At 65.5% G+C, this 22,607-nt stretch carries 20 protein-coding genes; 3 read left to right on the plus strand and 17 right to left on the minus strand.

Going from position 1 to position 22,607, the window contains the following annotated elements:
- The first annotated feature begins 8 nt into the window (after window positions 1-8).
- The 3 genes from gltX (at window position 9) to QX128_RS10120 (ending at window position 4,069) form a co-directional block, all read left to right on the plus strand.
- On the plus strand, window positions 9-1,433 hold the full coding sequence (gene gltX, locus QX128_RS10110; protein ID WP_316237387.1) for a glutamate--tRNA ligase: 1,425 nt from the start codon (window positions 9-11) through the stop codon (window positions 1,431-1,433).
- Between the two features lie 301 nt (window positions 1,434-1,734).
- A complete protein-coding gene (gene gltA / locus QX128_RS10115; RefSeq protein ID WP_315799743.1) occupies window positions 1,735-3,039 on the plus strand; it encodes a citrate synthase in 1,305 nt (434 codons plus the stop codon).
- 352 nt (window positions 3,040-3,391) lie between these two features.
- Entirely contained in the window at window positions 3,392-4,069 is a 678-nt protein-coding gene (locus QX128_RS10120; RefSeq protein WP_316181300.1) for a phosphatase PAP2 family protein, read from the plus strand.
- Between the two features lie 572 nt (window positions 4,070-4,641).
- Here the strand turns inward: QX128_RS10120 and lpxB are convergent.
- The 17 genes from lpxB to QX128_RS10205 form a co-directional block, all read right to left on the minus strand.
- Window positions 4,642-5,805, minus strand: coding sequence for a lipid-A-disaccharide synthase (lpxB, locus tag QX128_RS10125; RefSeq protein WP_316237388.1), 1,164 nt, complete (start codon window positions 5,803-5,805; stop codon window positions 4,642-4,644).
- A 26-nt stretch (window positions 5,806-5,831) separates the two neighbouring features.
- Window positions 5,832-6,686 (minus strand): LpxI family protein, encoded by an 855-nt coding sequence (locus tag QX128_RS10130; RefSeq protein WP_316181304.1) that lies wholly within the window; start codon window positions 6,684-6,686, stop codon window positions 5,832-5,834.
- 4 nt (window positions 6,687-6,690) lie between these two features.
- On the minus strand, window positions 6,691-7,500 hold the full coding sequence (gene lpxA / locus QX128_RS10135; RefSeq protein ID WP_316181306.1) for an acyl-ACP--UDP-N-acetylglucosamine O-acyltransferase: 810 nt from the start codon (window positions 7,498-7,500) through the stop codon (window positions 6,691-6,693).
- A 29-nt stretch (window positions 7,501-7,529) separates the two neighbouring features.
- Window positions 7,530-7,988 carry a 3-hydroxyacyl-ACP dehydratase FabZ gene (gene fabZ / locus QX128_RS10140; RefSeq protein WP_315799738.1) on the minus strand — a complete coding sequence of 153 codons (459 nt, stop codon included), beginning with the start codon at window positions 7,986-7,988 and terminating at the stop codon, window positions 7,530-7,532.
- On the minus strand, window positions 7,988-9,055 hold the full coding sequence (gene lpxD, locus QX128_RS10145; RefSeq protein WP_316237389.1) for a UDP-3-O-(3-hydroxymyristoyl)glucosamine N-acyltransferase: 1,068 nt from the start codon (window positions 9,053-9,055) through the stop codon (window positions 7,988-7,990). Before lpxD ends, fabZ begins: the two co-directional genes overlap by 1 nt.
- 135 nt (window positions 9,056-9,190) lie before the next feature.
- Window positions 9,191-11,737 carry an outer membrane protein assembly factor BamA gene (bamA, locus tag QX128_RS10150; protein WP_316181310.1) on the minus strand — a complete coding sequence of 849 codons (2,547 nt, stop codon included), beginning with the start codon at window positions 11,735-11,737 and terminating at the stop codon, window positions 9,191-9,193.
- Between the two features lie 174 nt (window positions 11,738-11,911).
- Window positions 11,912-13,063, minus strand: a complete 1,152-nt coding sequence (gene rseP / locus QX128_RS10155; protein WP_315799735.1) for an RIP metalloprotease RseP — start codon at window positions 13,061-13,063, stop codon at window positions 11,912-11,914.
- Window positions 13,064-13,102: 39 nt separating this feature from the next.
- Window positions 13,103-14,326, minus strand: a complete 1,224-nt coding sequence (gene dxr, locus QX128_RS10160) for a 1-deoxy-D-xylulose-5-phosphate reductoisomerase (RefSeq protein WP_316181312.1) — start codon at window positions 14,324-14,326, stop codon at window positions 13,103-13,105.
- Between the two features lie 41 nt (window positions 14,327-14,367).
- On the minus strand, window positions 14,368-15,255 hold the full coding sequence (locus QX128_RS10165) for a phosphatidate cytidylyltransferase (protein WP_316237390.1): 888 nt from the start codon (window positions 15,253-15,255) through the stop codon (window positions 14,368-14,370).
- Complete coding sequence (locus QX128_RS10170) at window positions 15,252-16,010, minus strand: isoprenyl transferase (RefSeq protein WP_315799732.1); 759 nt, start codon at window positions 16,008-16,010, stop codon at window positions 15,252-15,254. The genes QX128_RS10165 and QX128_RS10170 overlap by 4 nt, the downstream gene beginning before the upstream one ends.
- Before the next feature lie 12 nt (window positions 16,011-16,022).
- Complete coding sequence (gene frr, locus QX128_RS10175) at window positions 16,023-16,586, minus strand: ribosome recycling factor (protein ID WP_315799731.1); 564 nt, start codon at window positions 16,584-16,586, stop codon at window positions 16,023-16,025.
- Window positions 16,587-16,749: 163 nt separating this feature from the next.
- Window positions 16,750-17,466, minus strand: a complete 717-nt coding sequence (pyrH, locus tag QX128_RS10180; protein ID WP_316181314.1) for a UMP kinase — start codon at window positions 17,464-17,466, stop codon at window positions 16,750-16,752.
- 74 nt (window positions 17,467-17,540) lie between these two features.
- Window positions 17,541-18,464: a translation elongation factor Ts gene (tsf, locus tag QX128_RS10185; RefSeq protein ID WP_315799729.1), complete on the minus strand. Its 924-nt coding sequence runs from the start codon at window positions 18,462-18,464 to the stop codon at window positions 17,541-17,543.
- Between the two features lie 128 nt (window positions 18,465-18,592).
- Window positions 18,593-19,582 (minus strand): 30S ribosomal protein S2, encoded by a 990-nt coding sequence (locus QX128_RS10190; RefSeq protein ID WP_315799728.1) that lies wholly within the window; start codon window positions 19,580-19,582, stop codon window positions 18,593-18,595.
- A 154-nt stretch (window positions 19,583-19,736) separates the two neighbouring features.
- The gene (locus tag QX128_RS10195; protein ID WP_316237391.1) at window positions 19,737-20,258 is read right to left on the minus strand and encodes a hypothetical protein; all 522 of its coding nucleotides are present in this window, start codon (window positions 20,256-20,258) and stop codon (window positions 19,737-19,739) included.
- A 90-nt stretch (window positions 20,259-20,348) separates the two neighbouring features.
- Complete coding sequence (locus QX128_RS10200) at window positions 20,349-21,311, minus strand: FHA domain-containing protein (RefSeq protein WP_315799726.1); 963 nt, start codon at window positions 21,309-21,311, stop codon at window positions 20,349-20,351.
- Window positions 21,308-22,600, minus strand: a complete 1,293-nt coding sequence (locus QX128_RS10205; protein ID WP_316237392.1) for a serine protease — start codon at window positions 22,598-22,600, stop codon at window positions 21,308-21,310. Before QX128_RS10205 ends, QX128_RS10200 begins: the two co-directional genes overlap by 4 nt.
- Window positions 22,601-22,607: the final 7 nt, after the last annotated feature.

Raw genomic sequence — 22,607 nt, forward strand, 5'->3', positions numbered from 1 at the left:
TGCCGCCCATGACCTCCCCGATCGTCACACGCTTTGCCCCCTCTCCGACCGGCTTTCTCCACATCGGAGGTGCCCGGACGGCCCTGTTCAACTGGCTGTATGCGCGGGGCCGCGGCGGCAAGATGCTGCTCAGAATCGAGGACACCGACCGCGAGCGCTCGACGACGGCGGCGATCGACGCCATCCTCGACGGGCTGAAATGGCTCGAACTCGGTTGGGACGGCGAGGTCATCTACCAATATAGCCGCGCCGCGCGCCATCGCGAGGTCGCCGAGCAACTGCTCGCCAGCGGCATGGCGTATCGCTGCTATGCCACCGCCGAGGAGCTGACGGCAATGCGCGAGAAGGCGCGCGCGGAAGGGCGCACCCGGCTCTATGACGGGCTGTGGCGCGACCGCGATCCGAAGGAGGCGCCCGAAGGCGTCAAGCCGACGATCCGGCTGCGGGCGCCCCTGACCGGCGAGACCGTGATCGAGGATCAGGTGCAGGGCCGCGTGGTCTGGCAGAACGAGAACCTCGACGACCTCGTGCTGCTGCGAGGCGATGGCAATCCGACCTACATGCTGGCGGTGGTCGTCGACGACCACGACATGGGCGTCACCCACATCATCCGCGGCGACGACCATCTGATCAACGCCGCGCGCCAGAAGCAGATCTACGATGCGCTCGGCTGGACGGTGCCGTCGATGTCGCACATCCCGCTGATTCACGGGCCCGACGGCTCGAAGCTGTCGAAGCGCCACGGCGCGCTCGGCGTCGATGCTTACCGCGCGATGGGATATCTGCCGTCGGCGCTGCGCAATTACCTGGTACGGCTCGGCTGGAGCCATGGCGACCAGGAGATCTTCTCCACCGAGGAGATGATCGAAGCTTTCGACCTGCCGGCGATCGGCCGCTCGGCAGCGCGCTTCGATTTCGCCAAGCTCGAGAACCTCAACGGCCACTACATCCGTCACAGCGACGATGCGGCGCTGGTGCGGCAGTTCGAGGACGTGCTGAATTACGTGCCGAACGGCGCGGCTCTCAAAGCCAAGCTCAACGACGCCACGCGCGCGCAGCTCACTTTGGCGATGCCGAGCCTGAAGGAACGCGCCAAGACACTCTTGGAGCTGATCGACGGCGCCGCCTTCATCTTTGCCGACCGGCCGCTTCCGATCGACGCCAAGGCCGCCGCCCTGCTGACGCCGGACAGCCGCGCCTTGATCGGCCGGCTGCATGACGCGCTGGCCGCTGTCGAGTCCTGGAGCGGACCGGCCACGGAAGCCGCGCTGCGTGCGTTTGCCGAGGCCAACAATCTCAAGCTGGGCGCGGTGGCGCAGCCGCTGCGCGCGGCGCTCACCGGCCGAACCACCTCACCCGGCATTTTCGACGTTCTGGCGATCCTGGGGCGTGATGAATCCTTGGGCCGCCTGGAGGACCAGACCACCTCATAAGGTCTCATGGACCCCCATCTTGCAGCGCACAGGGCAATACGATACGCATTTGCGCGGCACCCGCTGGTTTTCCCGGCTCGGACATTCTTCACACGTTGCGGCGGGCTCGTTGAGCGATGTTTGGGCCGAAGGACACTAGTAAGCATAAGATTCCAGTACGGTTTCGGATTTGACCTTCTTAAGCTGTTGGCAGCGACAGTGACGCGAATGTCAAAGCCACCGCACTAGATAAAGTCCACCCGCCCTGCCATCTCTCACAAAGAACAAGGGCCAAGCCTAACGATCTCATCGGGGACAAACGATGGACGCAAAATCCGCAAGCAAGACCGCGACGCTCACCGTCGGCAACAAGAATTTCGATCTTCCGATCCTGAGCGGCACCGTGGGTCCCGACGTCATCGACATCGGCAAGCTCTACGCCCAGACCGGGATGTTCACCTATGATCCCGGCTTCACCTCGACCGGCAGCTGCCAGTCCAAGATCACCTATATCGACGGCGACGCCGGCGTCCTCGAATACCGCGGATATCCGATCGAGCAGCTCGCCGAGAAGGGCGACTTCCTGGAGACCTGCTATCTGCTGCTGTACGGGGAGCTCCCCACCAAGGCCCAGAAGCAGGATTTCGACTATCGCGTGACCCACCACACGATGGTGCACGAGCAGATGTCGCGCTTCTTCCACGGCTTCCGCCGCGACGCGCATCCGATGGCGGTCATGGTCGCTTCGGTCGGCGCGCTCGCCGCGTTCTACCACGACTCCACCGACATCAACGATCCGAAGCAGCGCATGATCGCGTCGATGCGGATGATCGCGAAGATCCCGACGCTGGCGGCGATGGCCTACAAATACACCATCGGCCAGCCCTTCGTTTATCCGAAGAACTCGCTGTCCTTCGCCGAGAACTTCCTGAACATGTGCTTCGCCGTGCCGTGCGAGGAGTACAAGCCGAACCCGGTGCTCGCCGACGCGCTCGACAAGATCTTCATCCTGCACGCCGATCACGAGCAGAACGCCTCGACCTCCACGGTGCGCATCGCCGGCTCGTCGGGCGCCAACCCGTTCGCCTGCATCGCCGCCGGCATCGCCTGCCTGTGGGGCCCGGCGCACGGCGGCGCCAACGAGGCTGCGCTGAACATGCTGGCCGAGATCGGCACCGTCGACAAGATTCCGGAATTCATCGCCAAGGTGAAGGACAAGAACAGCGACGTGCGCCTGATGGGCTTCGGCCATCGCGTCTACAAGAACTACGATCCGCGCGCCAAGATCATGCAGAAGATGTGTCACGCGGTGCTCAAGGAGACGGGCCACGCCGACGATCAGATGCTCAAGGTCGCGCTGGAGCTGGAGAAGATCGCGCTCAGCGATCAGTACTTCATCGACCGCAAGCTCTACCCGAACGTCGATTTCTACTCGGGCATCACGCTGAAGGCGATGGGCTTCCCGGTCTCCATGTTCACCGTGCTGTTCGCGGTCGCCCGCACCGTCGGCTGGATCAGCCAGTGGAGCGAGATGATCGAGGATCCGCAGCAGAAGATCGGCCGTCCGCGCCAGCTCTACACCGGCGTGACCACGCGCAGCTACGTCGAGATGGACAAGCGCGGCTGATCGCGCCCGCCGCGAGACATCAAATCACCAAAGGCCCGTCCAGCACGCTGGATGGGCCTTTTTCGTTACGGCTGGATGCTCTTGCGCCGAAGCTTGGGATGCGTCGCAAAGATCGGCAACGCGGCAGTCCCAACCGTCGATCGGCGAACCGATCAGCAAGACGGGGGGACGGCGTAGCCTCTCGACGAGGACCGTCTCGAGCTGATGCTGGAGACATGATCATGTGGGACCGGGCATACGACGACGCCGCGGGCGGCAGGGTTAACCAAAAGCGCATGTTCTGCTTGCTGCCGATTGACGCAGTCTGCGAGGGATGGCTGTCCCGCAGTTATATTTAGGCTTGGCTAAGGAGATGACTGGCAATTTGGATCAGGACCTGTTGCTTGGAATAAACGCGCTCGCCGGAACGCATGCCGGTCTCTATGAGCTTGCGACCAATTCCCTGTTCAGAGGAATTCCGATATTCGGCTCGCTTGTCGCGCTGTGGTTCGTGGACGATTGTGCAAAGCGCCGGAGTCGTATGCTGGCAGGACTGTTCGGAGTCTGCTTGGCGACGATGCTGTCTGTCTGGCTCCAGTTTCACGTCTTTGTCCACACGCGTCCTCTCCTGGACCCGGCGCTTCATGTGAACTCCGTCGCCGTACCCTGGAGCTGGGACCGCCAGAGTTCGTTTCCCAGCGACACCGCGACGTTGTTCTTCGGCCTCGCGACGGTGGTGTTCATCGAGAACAGATGGGCTGGATGGCTTTGCTTTCTTTGGGCGACCGTCGTCGTTGCGCTATCCAGGGTCGCCTTTGCGTTTCACTATCCAAGCGACGTGATCGGCTCGCTGGTCCTTGGCGTAGCATTCGTCGTGCTTTTCACCAGGCCTTCATATCCGCGCGTCGTCATCGAACGTATGCTCGTTACTCTCGGCAACCGCATGTATCTGGTGCATGCATTCCTTTTCGTTTTTTTGGCCGAAGCCTCAAATTTGTTTCTGAGCTTGGAACAGCTCGGAAAAGACCTCGTGCGAATGGTGCACTCGTAGAGCTTCGAGCCGCGGAACAAAGGCCGACTGCCGATTGAGCCGCGACAGCCCGTTAAAAGTGTCCAAGGCAACGGACGCGCTCACACGAACGACCAGCTTTCTTGTGGAGCAGTTGAAGTGAGCGACTTGGCGAGCCGCCGTAGGTGGGCAAAGCGGTCGCCGCAAGGCGGCAGCAGGCCCACCGTCGCGCGGCGCGTTCTGTCGGCGAGTCCGCTGGACTCATCGCCTATCCTTCGGCGGCACGCCAATCGTCGGTCGCCAACCTTGTGGACGTCGGGCTGCGTCGCTCTGATCCCGCGGCGTAACGCGGCATACCTCGCACGGCTGCGTCGAAGGCCACACGGATGTCAGTTTGGCTGAAATTCCGGTCCCATAGCTCTGTCATCAAGGTGCCGATGATCTCGTTCAGCGGCCCAGGCAAACTGTGAGGGTTTCGCGCAGACCATTCCGCGCGTCGCAATGCGAACGTGTACGCGGCATCGGCGCATTGTCCCTCCCAGGGGAGATCGTCTTGGTCGACCATCGTTTTACACCTCTCGCGGCGCTTAGACTGTAGCTCGGACTCGACCTGATTAGTTCCCTGCCCGTCCCCCGCGCATCGTCTCCAGCACGATGTCGGCGGCGCGCATGCTCGGTGACGATGCGCCGGTCGACATGATGGCGTCGAGGCGATTGAACGCCTCGACCTGACGCGCGCGGATCGGGCCGTTGCTCAACAGATCCGCCAGCACGGGCGCGAGATTGTCGGCGGTGCAGGCTTCCTGCAGGAATTCCGGGATGACGTTGTCGCCGATCACGAGATTGGCGAGGATCACGGATTGCACCTTGATGAGCCGTCGCAGGATGAAGGCTTCGACCTCGCCGACCCGGTAGGCCGTGACCATCGGCACGCCGGAAATCGCGAGCTCCAGCGTCACGGTGCCCGACTTCGCAAGCGCTGCATGGGCGCTCCTGAAAGCGGCCCGCTTCTCGGCCTCGGCGGTGACGATCTGCGGCGCGACCTCCCAGTTCGCTACCCCTGCCCTCACCGCCGCTTCGAGATGCGGCGTGGTGGGCACCACGGCCTCGAACGCGACGTCCTGCGCACGCAACCGCGCCAGCGTCTCACCGAACACGGCGATGTGACGCGCGACCTCGCTGCGCCGGCTCCCCGGCAGCACGAGAAGAACCGGGGGCTTGGCGTCGCGACGCTGCTGCTCGGCCGCATTCGGCCGGAGCGTTGCAAGCTGCTCGATCAGGGGATGGCCGACATAGGTGCAGGGCGGGCCGCCGAGCCTGCGGAACGCCTCCGGCTCGAACGGCAGCAGCCCCAGCACATGATCGACATAGCCGCGCATCGCCCTGGCACGGCCTGGCCGCCACGCCCACACGGTGGGGGCGACGTAGTTCACGATCGGAATCGTGGCGTCGCGGGCACGAACCTTCTTCGCCACCCGCTGGGTGAAATCCGGGCTGTCGATGATCACGAGCACGTCGGGCTGAGCTGCAACGATCGCATCCGCCGTGCCGCGGATCAGGCGCAGGATCTTCGGCAGCTGCTTCAGCACCGCCGTAAAGCCGACGATCGAGAGCTCCTCGATCGGAAACATCGAGACCAGCCCCTCGCGTGTCATGCCGCGACCGCCGACGCCGGAGAACTCGACGCCGTCGCCGAGCTGCTGGCGCAGCACCTTCATCAGGCTGGCGCCGAGGCGATCACCGGACTCTTCGGTCGCGACCAGGCAGATCCTGCGCATCGCCGGGCCTGCCGGAGGCCGGAACGTCACGCCGTGACACCCGTGATGAACACGCCTGCCCGGTCGGCGGCAGCCACCGTCTCCTGGGGATCGGCGAGCAGGGTATAGGCGGCAGCCACGGCGACTCCGGCGAGACCCGCGGCTGAAAGCCCCTCGACGGTGCGCGGCCCGATGGTCGGCAGGTCGTAGCGGAGATCCTGGCCGGCCTTGGGCGCCTTCACCAGCACGCCGCGCCCGGCGGCAGCACGAATGCGGCGATCGGCGCGCAGACGTGCCACGCGGGCCAGCAGCCCGTCGGTGCCCTCGATATCCTCCAGCGCAACGACGTGGCCATCGATCACCACCACGGCCTGCCCGACATCGAACGGCGCCATGGCGCGCAGCACGGACATTCCTTTGGCGATGTCTCCGGTCACCAGATCGGTGGGCCCGCTCCGGGTCAGCCGCCCTTCGGGCACGAGCAGATTGGGGGCGACGTCCTTGACGCCGATCATGTGAAAGCCGTGGCGCTCGAAGATGCGGCCGACGCCGGACAGCAGATGATCGTCACCGCCGCGAAAGGCCGACCAGATGTAGGGCAGCTCGCGCAGCGTGCCCCAGTCGAAGCGGATCTCCGACACGGCCGGACGAACGAGATTGCCGATGAACATGAGATCGCGGACGCCCTCGGCCTTCAGCAGCTTCAGGGCATTGCCGAGCTGCCCGAGGCCGATCCAGTGATGCCGGAAGCGCGCCAGCGGCTTTGGATCGCAGATGCCCTTCAGGGCGAACAGCACCGGCGTCTGGCCGCGCGCGACGATGGCGTCGGCGACCGCGAAAGGCAGCACCCCGCCCGCGGCGATCATGCCGATCGGCGGAGAGGTGTCGGCGGCGGGCGCCATGGCGCTACGGCTCGATGGCCGGCCTGCCGATCTCGGGCAGGCACAAGGCGCGATGTCGGCCGCCATCGATGAAGGCGAGGATTTCGGCGATGGCGGGATCCTCGCCGGCCATTGGCCGCACGGCCGCCAGCCGCTCGGCGAACACGCCGGGGCCGTGGAACAGTTTCTGATAGAACGCCCGCACCGTGGCGAGGCGCTCACGGGTGAACTTGCGGCGCTTCATGCCAATGACGTTGAGACCTTCGAGCGCGGCATACTGGCCGTTGGCGAGGCCATACGGAATGATATCGCCGCGTACGCCGCAGACGCCGCCGACCATCACGCCGTGGCCGATGCGGGTGAACTGATGCACCGCGGACAGGCCGCCGATGTAGACGGCATCACCGACCTCGACATGGCCGCCAAGTGTGGCCGAGGTTGCGAAGATGACGTTGTCGCCGACCACGCAATCGTGGGCGACATGGGCGTTGTTCATGAAGAAGCCGGCATTGCCGACCTTGGTGAGACCGCCGCCCTTGGTGGTGCCGATGTTCATCGTCACGCCTTCGCGGAAGGTGCAGCCGGAGCCGATCTCGAGCCGATGCGGCTCGCCGCGATAGCTGAGATCCTGCGGCGCGCCGCCGAGCACGACGAAGGGCGAGATCACGTTGTCATCGCCGAGCGTGGTGTGGCCCATGATCTGGACGTGGCTGATCAGCTTGCAGTTGGCCCCGATCACGACGTTGGGGCCGACGATGCAGTAAGGACCGATCACGGTCCCCTCACCGATGACGGCGCCATCCTCGACGCGTGCGGTGGGATCAATCTTGCTCATTTCGACGCAATCAACTTTCTACCAGTCCGTCAGTCGGTCAGCATCGCGCCGACATCGGCCTCGGCGACGACGACGCCGTCGACCTTGGCATCGCCGTGGAACCACCACATCGTCTTGCGCCGGCCAATCGAGCGCATGTGGTACTCGATGGTCTGGCCGGGCAGCACGGGCTTCCGGAACTTGCACTTGTCGATGGTGAGGAAATACACCGCGCGCGGCTTTTCCGTGCCCTCGACCGACTTGATGCCGATCACGCCCGCCGTCTGCGCCATGCCCTCGATCATCAGCACGCCCGGATAGACCGGCCGCTCCGGGAAATGACCCTGGAAGCACGGCTCGTTGAACGAGACGTTCTTGACGCCGATGCCGCTGTAGTCGGCCCGGATGTTCTTCACGCGGTCGATCAGGAGAAACGGGTTACGGTGCGGCAGCGTCTTCAGAATCTCGTTGATGTCGATGTCCGCAAACCTGATGGGTGACTCGTCCATCACTCCCGCCCCTCGTCCCTGTTCGCCGCCGTCTGATCGCGCACCAGCCGTTCCACGGCGACGATCTCGCGGAACCACTGCTTGGTCGGCTTGGCGAAGAAGCCGCCCCACCGGCCGTTCGGCGGAATGTCGTCCTTGACGCCGCTCATCGCGGTCACTTGGGCACCATCGCCGATCGTCAGGTGATTGTTGATACCGACTTTCGCTCCAAGCGCGACGTTGTCGCCGATCGTGAGGCTGCCTGCCAGCCCGATCTGGGCCGCCAGCAGGCAATGCCGCCCGATTGTGACATTGTGGCCAATCTGCACCTGGTTGTCGATCTTGGTGCCCTCGCCGATGACCGTGTCGCGCAGGCTGCCACGATCGATCGTCGTGCCGGCGCCGACCTCGACGTGGTTCTGGATCAGCACCCGCCCGGTCTGCGGCACCTTGGTGTGCCCATCCGCGCCGAAGAAGATGAAGCCGTAGCCGTCCTGGCCGATGCTGCAGCCGGGATGGATCAGGACGTCATTGCCGATCAGCGCGCACTGAATGACGGTGCGGGCGCCGACATTGCAGTCGCGACCGATCTTGACGTGGGGGCCGATCACCGCACCCGCACCAACGATCGTCCCCGAGCCGATCTCGACATGGGCGCCGATCACCGCCAGCGGCTCGACGACGACGCCGTCCTCCAGCCGCGCGGTGGGATCGATGATGGCTTGGGGCGAAATTCCGTCGTCGCCGAACCAGGGTTGCGGCCGGAGTGCGTCGGCATGGAACTCACGCGCAAGCTGCACGAAGGCGCGGAACGGCTGATTGGCCCTGACCACCGCGACATGGGACGGCACGCGCGCCTCGAATCGCGGACTGACCAGGCAGGCGCCCGCCTTGGTCCCGGCGAGCTGGTCGGCGTATTTGAGGTTGTCGAAGAACGCCAGATGCATCGGGCCGGCCTCGTCGAGCGACGCCAGTCCCTTGATCACCTGCTCGCCGCGGGACGGGTCGACCAGGGTCGCCTTGGCGGCGGCTGCGATCGCCGCCAGCGTCGTGGGCGGCGGCGATTGGAAGAAGGTCGGCTGGGCCATTCCGTCGTACTCTCGGGACAAGTCGTACTCTCAGGACAAAAAGTCAGAGCCCGGCTCCGGTGTCCCGGAACCGAGCTCCCATCTCTTACACCGGCGGGGTTGGTCGACGCCAACCCGGATTCGATCGGCCCAGGCTCAGAACGACGTACCGCCGCCGAACCGGAATTCCTGCGTCCGGTCGAACTGACCCTTGGTGAGCGGGATCGCGTAGTCGAAGCGCAGCGGACCGAACGGCGATGCCCACACCAGACCCACACCGACCGACGTCCGGACCGTATTCTGGTCGCTGAACTGCAGGCCCAGGCAGGTGCCGGCGTTGTTCGGATTGCGCGACGGCGGGGTGCAAGGGGCTCGATTGACTTCGTTTGTCAAATCCCAACCCGTCGGACCCTGATAACCCGACAGACCGCCTGCATCAGCGTAGATCGCGCCCTTCAGACCCGTCTCCTTAGGCAGGAACCAGAACGGCATCTGCAATTCGAGCGAAGCGCCCCAGTACTTGGTGCCGCCCAGCGCATCCTGCGTGCCGAACGGATTGATGTCACGCGGACCAATGCCGTTCGGGGCGAAACCACGAACCAGGTTCGGACCCATCTGGAAGTGATCGAGCATGCGCAACTGCGTGTTGCCGATCTTGTTCAGGATGCCGCCCTGGAGGTGGACGATGCTGACGATGTCCGACACCAGCGGGGTGAAGTACTTCGCATCGAAGGCGGTCTTCAGGTACGACACGTCGCCGCCAACACCCGCAAAGTCCTGCTTGAAGTCGACCAAGAGGCCGTCGGTCGGGTTCTTGGTGTTGTCGAGCGTGTTGTAGTTCAGCGTATAGCCGAGCGCCGAGGTCAGCGTCGCGCCCTTCGCCAGCTCCTGGCGGACCGGCAGCGAGGCCTCGCCATCAGAGAAGCACCCGAGGCCACCGGTCGCCGCACCGATCGCCGCAGCCTGCGCGTTGCCGGGATTGGCGTTGATGAACGCCGGTGTCGGATTGAAGGGCAGCGGGCTGCCGCCACCGCCGTTGTTACAGTTCGAGAGCGTCGCCGGCAGCGAGATCTCCTGGCGGTAGATCGAGTAGCGCAGCTGCAGCGACAGGTCTTCACGCAGCTGGAAGCCGAGGCGCGGGCTGAAGCCGAGCGTCTTGGTGCCGTAGGAGATGAAGTTGTTGGCGAGCTGCTGGCGCTGATACAGGTCGAGGCCCAGCGCAACCCGGTAGTCGAGCAGATACGGCTCGACGAAGGACAGCGAGTAACCGCGGGCGAACTGGCCGTAGGTCACAGACGCCTTGGCGAACAGGCCGCGGCCGAGGAAGTTGCGCTCGGAGATCGAGACCTCGGCCAGCGCGCCGTCCGTGGTCGAATAGCCGCCGGAGATCGAGAAGTCGCCGGTGGATTTCTCTTCCAGGTTGACGTTCAGGACCACCCGGTCGCTCGACGAGCCTGGCTCGGTGACGATCTTCACGTCCTTGAAGAAGTCGAGGTTCTTCAGGCGGCGCTCGGCACGGTCCACCAGGGCGCGGTTGTAGGCGTCGCCCTCGGAGATGTCGAACTCGCGGCGAATGACGTAGTCGCGGGTGCGGGTGTTGCCGCGAATGTTGATGCGCTCGATATAGGTGCGCGGGCCCTCGTCGATGGCGAACACGACCGACACGGTGTGGGCCTCGAAGTTGCGATCACCGCGCGGGCGGACCACCGCGAACGCGTAGCCGCGCCGCGAGGCCTCGATCTGCATCTCCTCGACCGATTTCTCGATGTTCTCGACATTATAGAGCGAGCCGACGCTGACGCGCGAATAGCCGCGCAGCGTGTTGCCGTCGAGCGTCGCGATCGACGACTGGAAGTCGACCGAACCGACCCGGTACTGCTGGCCTTCTTCGATCTTGAAGGTCACGAGGAAGCCCTTGCGCTCCGGATCGTACTCGCTGAGCGCGGCCACGACCTGCACGTCGGCATAACCGTTCTTCAGGTAGAAGCGGCGAATCAGGTCGCGATCGGCCTCGACACGGTCCGGATCGTAGACGTCGCCCGAGCCCAGGAAGCTCAGGAGGTTGGTCTCGCGGGTCTTGATGACGTCCTTGAGGCGATAGGACGAGAAGGCGTTGTTGCCGACGAACTCGATCGACTTCACGCCGGTCTTGGCGCCTTCCTCGATCGTGAAGATCAGGTCGACGCGGTTGTTCGGCTGCTCGATCATCTCCGGCGTGACGCGCACGTCGTAACGGCCCGAACGGCGGTAGATCTCCGCAATGCGCTGGGCGTCGGACTGCACCATCGGGCGCGAGAGCGTGCCGCGCGGCTTCGACTGCACTTCCGCCTGGAGCTGCTCGTCCTTGACCTTCTTGTTGCCTTCGAAGGCGACGCGGCCGATCACCGGATTCTCGACGACGGTCACGATCAGCCGCCCACCCTGGCGGTTGATCTTCACGTCCGAGAACAGGCCGGTCTCGATCAGCGCCTTGAGGCCGTCATCGACCCGGCCGGCGTCGAGCGTCCCGCCGGGGCCCGGCTTGAAGTACGAGCGGATGGTCTCCAGCTCGACACGGCGGTTGCCGACCACTTCGATCGAGTTGACCGTCTGCGCCGCAGCTGGCGACGAAAGAACCACGCTCGCCAGCGGCAAAGCCACCGGTCCGGCGAACATGATAAAGGCGGCCGCCAAGCCCCCCCGCACCCGCAATCCGAACTTCATGCGCTACGCGCCCTTATATTCCGTTGCCGGTTCCGTACCCCTACGAACCCGACAGATTCCCATTTGTCGTTCGCTTGTAGCCAATTTGGACCCGACGGCAAACGCCGGATCTCTCTGAATTTTCAAATTCGTTTCAAAACGTTGCCTAACGGCCACGTCGTAAAAAAGCCGCGCTCAGGACCCGGCGAGGTGAAGGATATCGTTATAGGTTGCAAAGACCATGAGCATGAGGACCAGCCCGAGGCCGATTCGGAACCCCATCTCCTGCGCCCGCTCCGACAGCGGCCGGCCGCGGACGGCCTCGACCCCGTAGAACAACAGGTGTCCGCCATCGAGCAGCGGAACCGGGAACAGGTTCAGCAGCCCGATCGAGACCGACAGCGTCGCGCACAGCTGCACAACGAACTGGAAGCCGAGGCTGGCCGCCTGTCCCGAGAGTTGAGCGATTCGGATCGGACCGCCGACGTCGCCGGCACTCCCGGCGCCCGCGAACAGCGAGGCGATGAACTTGAAGGTCGTGGAGATGATGAACCAGACCTGCTCGAAGCCGATCTTGATCGATTCGAGGAACCCGACCGGGATCGACCGCGATTCGTCCGGCTTGGCGTTGTACTGGATGCCGAGCACGCCGATCCGGTGGCTGTTGCCGAACAGGTCCTTGACCTCCTTGAGCGCCGGCGTCGCCTTGAGGGTGAGTTCCGTGCCGTCCCGCTTGACCAGGAAGGACAATTCCGTGCCGGCGCTGACCGAGACGACGCGCTGCATGTCGGCGAAGGTCTCGATCGACCGGCCGTCGATGGCGGCAATGACGTCACCGTCCTTGAAGCCGGCGGCGGCCGCGACGCTGTCCGGCTGAACGGCGTCGACCCGCGGGGTCGTGTTCGGCTTGCCGAAATACAGCGCCATGCCGGCGAAGATGATGACCGCCAGGATGAAGTTGGCGATCGGGCCGGCCGCGACGATCGCGGCGCGCTGGCCGACGGTCTTGTGGTGAAAGCTGTCGGCGCGCTCCTCGGCCGTCATCTTGGCAAGCGCCTCGGCCGATGGCGTCGAGGCCTCGGATTCGTCGCCGAAGAACTTCACGTAACCGCCGAGCGGGATCGCCGAGATCTTCCAGCGCGTGTTGTGGCGGTCGTTGAAACCGATCAGTTCTGGGCCAAATCCGAGCGAAAACGTCAACACCTTCACGCCGGCCCAGCGTGCGATCAGGAAATGGCCGAGCTCGTGGAAAAACACCACGATCGTCAGCACGAACAGGAACGGGACGATGTAGCCGAGAAGGCCGTGGCTCAAGGTATTGAAGATATGGTGGAAAAATTCGGACATCGATGACCTTCCCGACGGGCCAGCGGCCCATCCAACCCGTTAAGATGCTTTTGCGGCGATTTGAGGCAAGAGGCCCGCGGCCCTTTTTCGCGCATCATGGTCAATGGCGATGGCGTCGTCCGCGGACGTCAGAGGTGCCAAATTACCTGAGCGCGTCCAGCTCTCGAGGGTCGCCTCGACCAGGCGGGCGATCGCACCAAAGCGGATGTGGCCGCCGATGAAGGCCGCGACGGCGACCTCGTTGGCGGCATTGAACACCGTCGTCGCGCCGCGCCCGGTGCGCAGCGAATCGTAGGCCAGCCGCAGACCGGGGAACCGCTCGAAGTCCGGGGCCTCGAAGGTCAGCGTGCCGATCTTGGCGAGATCGAGTCGGGCCGACGGACCCTTGATGCGCTCCGGCCAACCTAGGCAATGGGCGATCGGAATCCGCATGTCCGGCGCGCCGAGCTGCGCCACCACTGACCGGTCCGAGAACTCGACCATGCCGTGGACGATCGACTGTGGATGCACCAGCACGTCGATCTCGTCTGGCGCCAGCGCGAACAGGTAGGACGCCTCGATCACCTCGAGGCCCTTGTTCATCATCGAGGCCGAATCGATCGTGATCTTCTGGCCCATGCTCCAGTTCGGATGCTTCAGCGCCTGGGCCAGGGTCGCCTGCTCGATATCGGCCGGCGCCCAGGTGCGGAACGGGCCGCCAGAGGCGGTGATGATCACCCGCACCAGCTCCTCGCGATTGCCCGAGGACAGCGCCTGGAACAGCGCGTTGTGCTCCGAATCGGCCGGCAGGATGCAAGCGCCGGCCCGGGCGGCCCGCTCCATGAAGAAATCGCCGGCACAGACCAGGCATTCCTTGTTGGCGAGCGCCACGGTCGCGCCGCGGTCCACTGCGGCGAGCGCCGGCTTGAGGCCGGCGGCGCCGGAGACGGCGGCCATGACCCAGTCGGCGGGACGGGCTGCCGCCTCGATGATGGCGCTCTCCCCTGCCCCGCATTCGATCCCGGTGCCGGCCAGCGCATCGCGCAGCTCGTCGAGGCCGGCCGGATCGGCCACCGCCACGAAGCGCGGGTTGAACTCTCGGGCCAGCTTCACCAGGCCCTGGACGTTGCTGTTGCCGGTCAGCGCCTCGACGCGGTAGCGCTCCGGCGCGCCGCGCACGAGGTCCATGGTCGAATCGCCGATCGAGCCGGTGGCGCCGAGCACGGTGACGCTGCGCATCTCCGCGACACCGGCCTTGTTGTTCCGCAATGGCACTGCGCTCATGTTCTCACCAAACATTATCGACCGGTCGGCTGCGCCGACGGTCACCAAACCAGAAGACCGCGGCCGACCCCATCGAGGCCGCCGCGCAGCAAACCGAGCAATGCGGCGACGACGATGGCCGCGACATAGCCGTCCAGGCGATCCAACAGGCCGCCATGGCCGGGAATGATGTGACTGGAGTCCTTGACCCCGAAGTGCCGCTTCACCGCAGATTCGGCGAGGTCGCCGAGCTGCGAGACCACCGACAGCGTCGCGGCCAGCATGAGCGTCGTCACCAGTCCGCCGGCGCCGGCCATCGACCAGGCGGCCGCGGCGACGAGGCTGGCGACGAAGCCGCCGACTGCGCCGGCCCAGGTCTTGTTCGGGCTGATCCGCGGCGCGAGCTTCGGCCCGCCGATGCTGCGGCCGGCAACATAGCCGCCGATATCGCTGGCCCAGACGACGAGAAACACCAGCACCAGCGCGTGCCATCCCTCGGCGGCATCGAAGCGCACCAGCACCGAGCCGAGCTCGGCCGCCGACGCATAGGCGAAGCCGGCGGCCACCCAGGTGCGACGCCCCGCAGCAAGCGCCGTAGCGGCGGCCAGACCGAGCCCGAGCACGACGACGGCGAAGTCGATCAAGCCATAGGCGCAGCAGACGCCGGCAATGCCGATGGCCAGGGCCCCGGCCGTGCCGACGCTGGCGGTGCGGATCTCGCCTACCACCATCAACCATTCGAGATACAGGCCGACCGCGACCACCGTGACCAGTGCGGTCCAGAACATGCCGCCGACATAGGCGGCGCCGAGCGCCAGCGGCACCAGCACCAGCGCTGCCGCGACCCGCATCACTAGATTGCTGGCCGCAGCCTTTGTGGGTTGCGCACCCTCGTTGCGCTGCGCGGCGTTGGCGGCGTCTCCCACGGCTGCGGTATCCGGTTTGGTCACGAGGCGGTTTTCGCCGCGAGGCCGCCGAAGCGGCGTTCACGCCGGCCGAACTCGGCGATCGCACCCTCAAGCGCCGCCTTATCGAAGTCGGGCCAATGGATCGGCACGAACACCAGCTCGCTATAGGCGGCCTGCCACATCAGGAAGTTGGACAGCCGCTGCTCGCCGCTGGTGCGGATGATGAGGTCGGGATCGGGAATGTCGGGCGCATCGAGATGGGCGCCGATGGCATCGGCATCGATCGACGCCGGATCGCGCCGACCCTCGGCGACCTCGCGCGCCAGCCGCTGCGCCGCGCGCGCGATCTCCTGGCGCGAGCCGTAGTTGAAGGCAACCACCAGCGTCAGCTTGGTGTTGCCCCGGGTGAGATCCTCGGCTTCGCTGAGAAGCGCGCAGATGTCGGGCTCGAGCCCGTCGCGCTCGCCGATCACCCTGACACGCACGCCGTCGCGATGCAGGGTCGCGAGATCGTTGCGGATGAAGCGGCGCAACAGGCCGAACAGGTCGCCGATCTCGCTGGCCGGACGCGACCAGTTCTCGGACGAGAACGAGAAGATGGTGAGATAGCGGATGCCGAGCTCATGCGAGGCACGCACCACGCGGCGCAACGCCTCGACGCCGCGGCGATGCCCTTCCGCGCGCGGCAGCCCGCGGGCCGCAGCCCAGCGGCCATTGCCATCCATGATGATGGCAACATGGGCCGGTGCGTCGGACCGGTCCGGCGCCTCCGTCACCGGGGCCGCGGCTTTCGACATCAAGCGCATCCTTCAGACGGTGAGGATTTCCTTTTCCTTCGCCGCCAGCAACTGGTCGATCTCGGAGATCACGCTGTCGGTCGCCTTCTGCACGTCGCCGGCGAAGCGCTCCTGATCGTCCTCGGACATCTCGTGATTCTTCTCGAGCTTCTTCAGCGTATCGAGACCGTCGCGGCGCACGTGACGCACGGCGACACGGGCAGCTTCCGCATATTTGTGCGCGACCTTGACCAGCTCCTTGCGCCGCTCCTGGTTGAGCTCGGGAATGCGCAGCCGGATCACCTGGCCTTCGGTCGCGGGCGACAGGCCGAGGTTGGAATCGACGATCGCCTTCTCGACGGCCTTGACCATGGAGCGGTCCCAGACCTGCACCGAGAGCAGCCGCGGCTCGGGCACGGAGACGGTCGCGAGCTGGTTGAGCGGCATGTGCGAGCCGTAGGCCTCGACCTGGACCGGCTCCACCATCGATGCCGAGGCGCGGCCGGTGCGCAGGCCGCCGAGCTCGTGCTTCAGCGCCTGGGTCGCGCCCTGCATGCGGCGCTTCAGTTCGTTGAGGTCGAAATTGCCCGTGCTCATCACGCTTTCCTTTCTGCAATCCGGGGGGCCTGCGGCCGGCTCTGCCGGGCCTCGAAAGGCCTGCGGTCGGACTTGGGCGACTCCCGGACGAATGCCTGTCTCGCTTACGCTTCTACCGCAGGCTCGAAGCCGGTCCAACACCGGCCGCCAGCGGCGCCGCGGCTCACCCCGCGACGATGGTACCGCGCCCTTCGCCCCGCAACATCGCGCCGATCGAGCCCGGTTCGGCAATGGAGAACACAATGATAGGCAGCGATGTTTCCCGGGCAAGGGCGAATGCGGTCGCGTCCATGACCTTGTAGCCGCCTTCGATGGCCTGCGAATGCGTCAGCCGGTCGAAGCGCTTGGCGGCCGGATCCTTCTTGGGATCGGCGCTGTAGACGCCGTCGACGTTCGTAGCCTTCAGCACGGCCTGGGCGCCGATCTCGGCGGCCCGCAAGACCGCCGTGGTGTCAGTCGTGAAATAGGGATTGCCGGTGCCGCCCCCGAGCACGACGATACGTCCCTCGGCCAGCGACTTGTGCGCCGCAGCGCGCGTGAACAGCTCGCACACTTCCGGCATGACGAACGCCGAGAGCGCCTGCGCCGGGGTGCCCTTGCGCTGGATGGCGGCTTCCAGCGCCAGGCAGTTCATGACGGTGGCGAGCATGCCCATGGTGTCGCCGGTCGGACGCGACACGCCCTGCGACGAGACCTCGACGCCGCGCACCATGTTGCCGCCGCCGACCACGACGGCGATCTCGATGCCGAGCTTCTGCGCTGCGATGAGGTCGTCGGCGATCCGATCGACGGTCGGCTGGTCGATGCCGAAGGAATGAGGGCCCGCGAGATACTCGCCGGACAGCTTGACCACGACGCGACGATAGACCGGCTCAGCCATGTGCCAATGCTCTCCTATCCCGCGCGTTGATATCCGGCGCGAACGCCGCGCCGGATCGTGACTGTGCCCAGTCGTTACTTCTTGCCGCTCGCAGCGGCGACTTCGGCCGCGAAGTCGGTCTCTTCCTTCTCGATGCCCTCACCGAGGGCATAGCGGACGAAACCGGCGACCTTGATCGGACCGCCGACCTTGCCTTCGGCTTCCTTCAGCGCCTGCGCGACCGACTTGCCGCTGTCGTGGATGAAGGCCTGCTCGAGCAGGGTGACTTCCTTGTAGTAGGTCTTCAGGCCGGACTCGACGATCTTCTCGATCACGTTCTCCGGCTTGCCCTGCTGACGATACTTGTCGGCGAGCACGTCCTTCTCGCGCTTGACGAGCTCGGGATCGAGACCCGCCGCATCGATCGCCTGCGGGTTGGCCGCGGCGACATGCATCGCGAGCTGACGGCCGAGCACGGCGAGCTCGTCGGTCTTGCCGGGCGACTCCAGCGCGACGATGACGCCGAGCTTGCCGGCGCCTTCGATGACGGCGCCATGGACGTAGCTCGACACGACGCCTTCGCTCACTTCGAGCGAGGCCGCGCGGCGCAGCGTCTGGTTCTCACCGATGGTGGCGATCGAATCGGCAATCGCGGCCTCGACCGTGATGCTGCCGACCTTGGCGGCCTTGATCTTCTCCACGTCGGCGCCGACGTCGAGCGCGACCTGGGCGATCATCTTGACCAGGCCCTGGAAGTGCTCGTTGCGCGCGACGAAGTCGGTCTCGGAGTTGACCTCCACGACCACGCCCTTCTTGCCCGAGGTCAGCGCGCCGATCAGGCCTTCAGCCGCAACGCGGCCGGCCTTCTTGGCGGCCTTCGACAGGCCCTTCTTGCGCAGCCAATCCTGCGCGGCCTGCATGTCGCCGCCGTTCTCGGTGAGCGCGGCCTTGCAGTCCATCATGCCCGCGCCGGTCGACTCGCGCAGGTCCTTCACCATCGCTGCGGTGATATTCGCCATTGTTGAACGTCCTTTTGCCTGTCCAAAGCGCGACGCAGCGGATGGCTCGCCGCCGCCCGCTGCCAGGAAAACCTATCTCAGTCGCGATGGCCGGCGTGCGACGCCGGCCAGAATGGTGTTGTGTCGTCTTACGCGTCGGCGAGCGACTTGGCCTGCGCGACCCAGGCATCGGCCCGGCTCGGGAGACCGACCTCTTCGCCGATCTGGTGCGCGGTGTCGTGGTTGAGCTCGGCGAGCTGCCAGTAGTGGAAGATGCCGAGGTCGTTGAGCTTCTTCTCGATCGCACCGGACACGCCGGTGAGCTTCTTGAGGTCGTCGGCCGTGCCGCGCGGACCAGGCAACCCCTGGAACGTCGAAGCGGACGCAGCCGGAAGATCCTCCTCGAGCGGAGCCGCCGAGGCGCCGACATCGATCCCGAGCTCGCCCTGCGCGCGCGAGATGCCGTCAATGGCGGCGCGCGCGATCAGGTCGCAGTACAGCGAAATGGCGCGGCCGGCGTCGTCATTGCCGGGCACGACATAGGTGATGCCCTTCGGGTCGCAATTGGTGTCGACGATCGCGGCCACCGGGATCTTGAGGCGCTGGGCCTCCTGGATCGCGATGTCTTCCTTGTTGGTGTCGATCACGAAGATCATGTCGGGCAGACCGCCCATGTCCTTGATGCCGCCGAGCGAGCGGTCGAGCTTGTCGCGCTCGCGCTGCAGGGTCAGGCGCTCCTTCTTGGTGTAGGAGTTGGCTTCGCCCGAGGACAGCACCTCGTCGAGATGGCGCAGGCGCTTGATCGAGGCCGAGATCGTCTTCCAGTTGGTCAGCGTGCCGCCGAGCCAGCGCGAATTGACGAAGTACTGGGCGCAGCGCTTGGCTGCGTCGGCCACGTTGTCCTGTGCCTGACGCTTGGTGCCGACGAACAGGATGCGGCCGCCCTTGGCGACGGTGTCGCTGACGGCCTGCAGCGCCGTGTGCAGCATCGGCACGGTCTGGGCGAGGTCGATGATGTGGATGTTGTTGCGGGCTCCGAAAATGAAATCGGCCATTTTCGGATTCCAGCGGTGAGACTGGTGACCAAAGTGAACGCCAGCTTCGAGCAGCTGGCGCATCGTGAATTCAGGCAGCGCCATTGGATATTCTCCGGTTGATTCCTCCGGAAACGCGTGAGCAAAAACGGGCCATCAAGGCCCGGCTTGCCACCGGACGCCCTCTAGGAGAGCCAAGTTTCCGTGTGAGATGGCGCGCTATATAGCCGGATTTTGGCGCAACGCAAGGAAAATGGGCTCATTCCGCCTGCAGAAGCTCGGCCATCGCCGTCCGGGCCTGGCCCTCCTGGAGCGGAACGAAGTCGACCGGGCCCTTGTTGTCGGCGCCGGACGAGGCCGCGGCCATCACGCCCATGCCGAGCAGACCGAACGCCATGCCGCCGCCCTGCATCGCCCTGGACCGGTCGCTGGGCCTGATCGAGAAGAAATAGGTCCGCCCCGGTTCGGTGTTGAAATCGAGCACCGAGTCGCCCGGGAACAGGGTCTGGGTGGCGACGAGGTGGTGCGGACCGGCCGGCCGGTCGATGTAGACATAGGTCCCGGGGATCAGGCGGCTCAGCGCGACGCCGTCGACCTTGGCGTCGCACGTGGTCCTGTCCAGCCAGGCATCCTTCAAGCTCATGATGATGATGCGGGACTGCCCGGGACGCGGCGCCCCGATCTTCTGTGACACCACGGCGTATTCGGTGCCTTCCTTGCCTGTCAGGCATCCTGATACCAGAAATGCCGTTCCCAGTCCCAGCAGCGCTCGCCTGTTCATCGCCCCCTCCCCGTAGAAACCCGGGCTTCAAGGCTATGACGGGAACCAGGGAACTTTCAATCTCGGGGAGCAAAGACAATGGAACTGTGATCAGCGCTCCACACCGGCCGGCGCCAGCGCGGCGCGGTCCGCATCGAGCTTCGCCCTCAGCCGCGCGGCGTCTTCGAAGAAGGTCTGCTCGTCCTGCACCGGAACCAGGCGCAGGGACGGCGGCATCAGCACGTGGCTCACATTGGGACGGCCGGAATTCGCCAGCGCCTCCGACCGCTGCACGGTCTGGATCGCGATCGCGACCACCAGCAGAAGGCCGACCACCACGCCCTTGGCGAGCATATGGCTGCGTCCGACCTCACGCAGATGCAGCAAGCAGGTCGCGGCGAGAACGATCCACGAGACGAGGTAGCCGTAGGTGAAGACAGCGGTCCAGGTCAGGGCGAACGAGGCAATCTGGGCGAACTCGCTGTAGACCCAGAACGCGATCAGACCCGCCTGCGCGATCAGGAGGTGGCGCAGAAAATGCGAGCGGCCGGAAAACAACCGCGCCAGCAGCGCCCAGACGCCAACCCATGCGACGACCACCCCGATCATCGTGACGGTCGGCACGAGATAATCGGACAGATGCGCCTCGGAGGTCTGCGCAAACCAGGTCATCACCGCGTTGATTGCGAGCAGGACGACGCCGAGGGCGATCGCGGCGATGATCGGCAGCGCCCCGCGTTCGGAGCCCGCGAGCCGCTCCGGCTCGACGGCATGGCCGGCGTCGCGGATCCGAAGCAGCGTCTGGCCGATCCGGATCGGCTTGGTGCCGTCGAGAACGAGCTGCGGCTTCCGGCTCTTGCCGCGATCGAGAAAGAGGCCGTTGGCGCTGCCGAGATCCTCGGCGACCAGGCGCCCCTCGCCGTCGCGGAAAATTCGCACATGGCGCGCGGCGACATAGGGATCGTCGAGAATGACGTGATTGTCGTAGCCGCGGCCGATGCTGATCTCGGCGGCATCGACACGGAAGCGGCCGGCGACGTCGCGATGCTTGGAGAGGATCTCGATCCAGATCATCGTGCGACCTGCAGGCGTTCGAGGAAGCTCTTGCCGAGGCGCAAGGCGTCGTCATAAGCGATCGCCTGCAGGTTCAGCCGCGACACCAGCGCCTCGTCGGCATGATCCTGCGTCACCGCGACCAGCACGACATCATAGAGGCCGTCGAACTCGCGATAGCCCTGCGCGCACCACAGCACGCGCAGCGGCGGATGAGCGGCCGCCGGCGTCACGCCGACGAAATCGGCATGGCAATGCTGCGGCGTGTACCATTTGCGGAACGAGCCGCCCTGGGTGAGTCGTGGCTGCGCGAGCTGCGTCAGCACGGTCGCGAACTGGAATTGATTGAGGTCGATCGATTTCGCGTAGGAGTGGCTGACCTCGACCACGCCGGTGTTGAGGTCGGAGGCGACATAGACGCTGGCCTCGGCCTTGCAACTGGTCGAATTGATGCTGGCGCGCGGCTTCGGCGACGCGCTGGCATTGGTGCTCGCCCAGCATTCGAACCACCCCGCGCGCGTCTCCGGCGCCTGATAGGGCCCGAACACGCGGTCGCGGAAGCCCTCCTCGCCCAGCGACTTGTAGAGCGCTCCACGCCAGCTCGTAAGCTGCGCGATCACGTCCTTGCGCAGATCGGCCGCCGCCGGCCTGGCATCCTGGCCGCGCGCCAGCAGCGCGGCCGCAAAGCGCGCGGGCACCAGGAAGCTGATGAGCTGGCCGCCGCGGCGCGTGGCGACGTTGACGCCGACCACCTGGCCTTGCGCATTGACCGCCGGACCGCCGCTCATGCCGGGATTGAGCGCGCCGGTGAAATGGATGTGATCGTTGTAGCTGTGCTCGACGAGGCCGTTATAGGTGCCCTCGATGATGGTGAAGCCGAGGTCGAGCGGGTTGCCGAGCGAATACAGCCGCTCGCCTTTCGGCAGGCTGCCGTCGAGCGCGGCCTTGTCGAACGAGAAGAACGGCGCGTTCTGCTTGTCGACGCGAACGAGCGCGAGATCGTTGGGCAGGTCGACGGCAAGCAACGTGACGCCGCCCTGCGTGCCATCCGCTCCGGTATATTCGAGCCGGTACGTCTTCGGCTCGAGCGCTGCATCCGAGACGACGTGATAGTTCGTGACCGCGAGCCCGTCGGCCGAGACCAGAAAGCCGGATCCTGTCGAGGTCTGGCGGCCGGCATCGGCCACGAGCGTGCGGATCTGGAGCAGGCGCGGCGGCGCCGAGGCATAGACGGCTTCGGCGCCCGGCAGCCCCTGCGCATCGCTTGGCGAAGGCAGGCCGGCGATACCGACGCTGCAAAGGGCGGCCATGATTGAG

Source organism: Bradyrhizobium sp. SZCCHNR1015, assembly GCF_032489875.1.
Lineage (GTDB): Bacteria > Pseudomonadota > Alphaproteobacteria > Rhizobiales > Xanthobacteraceae > Bradyrhizobium.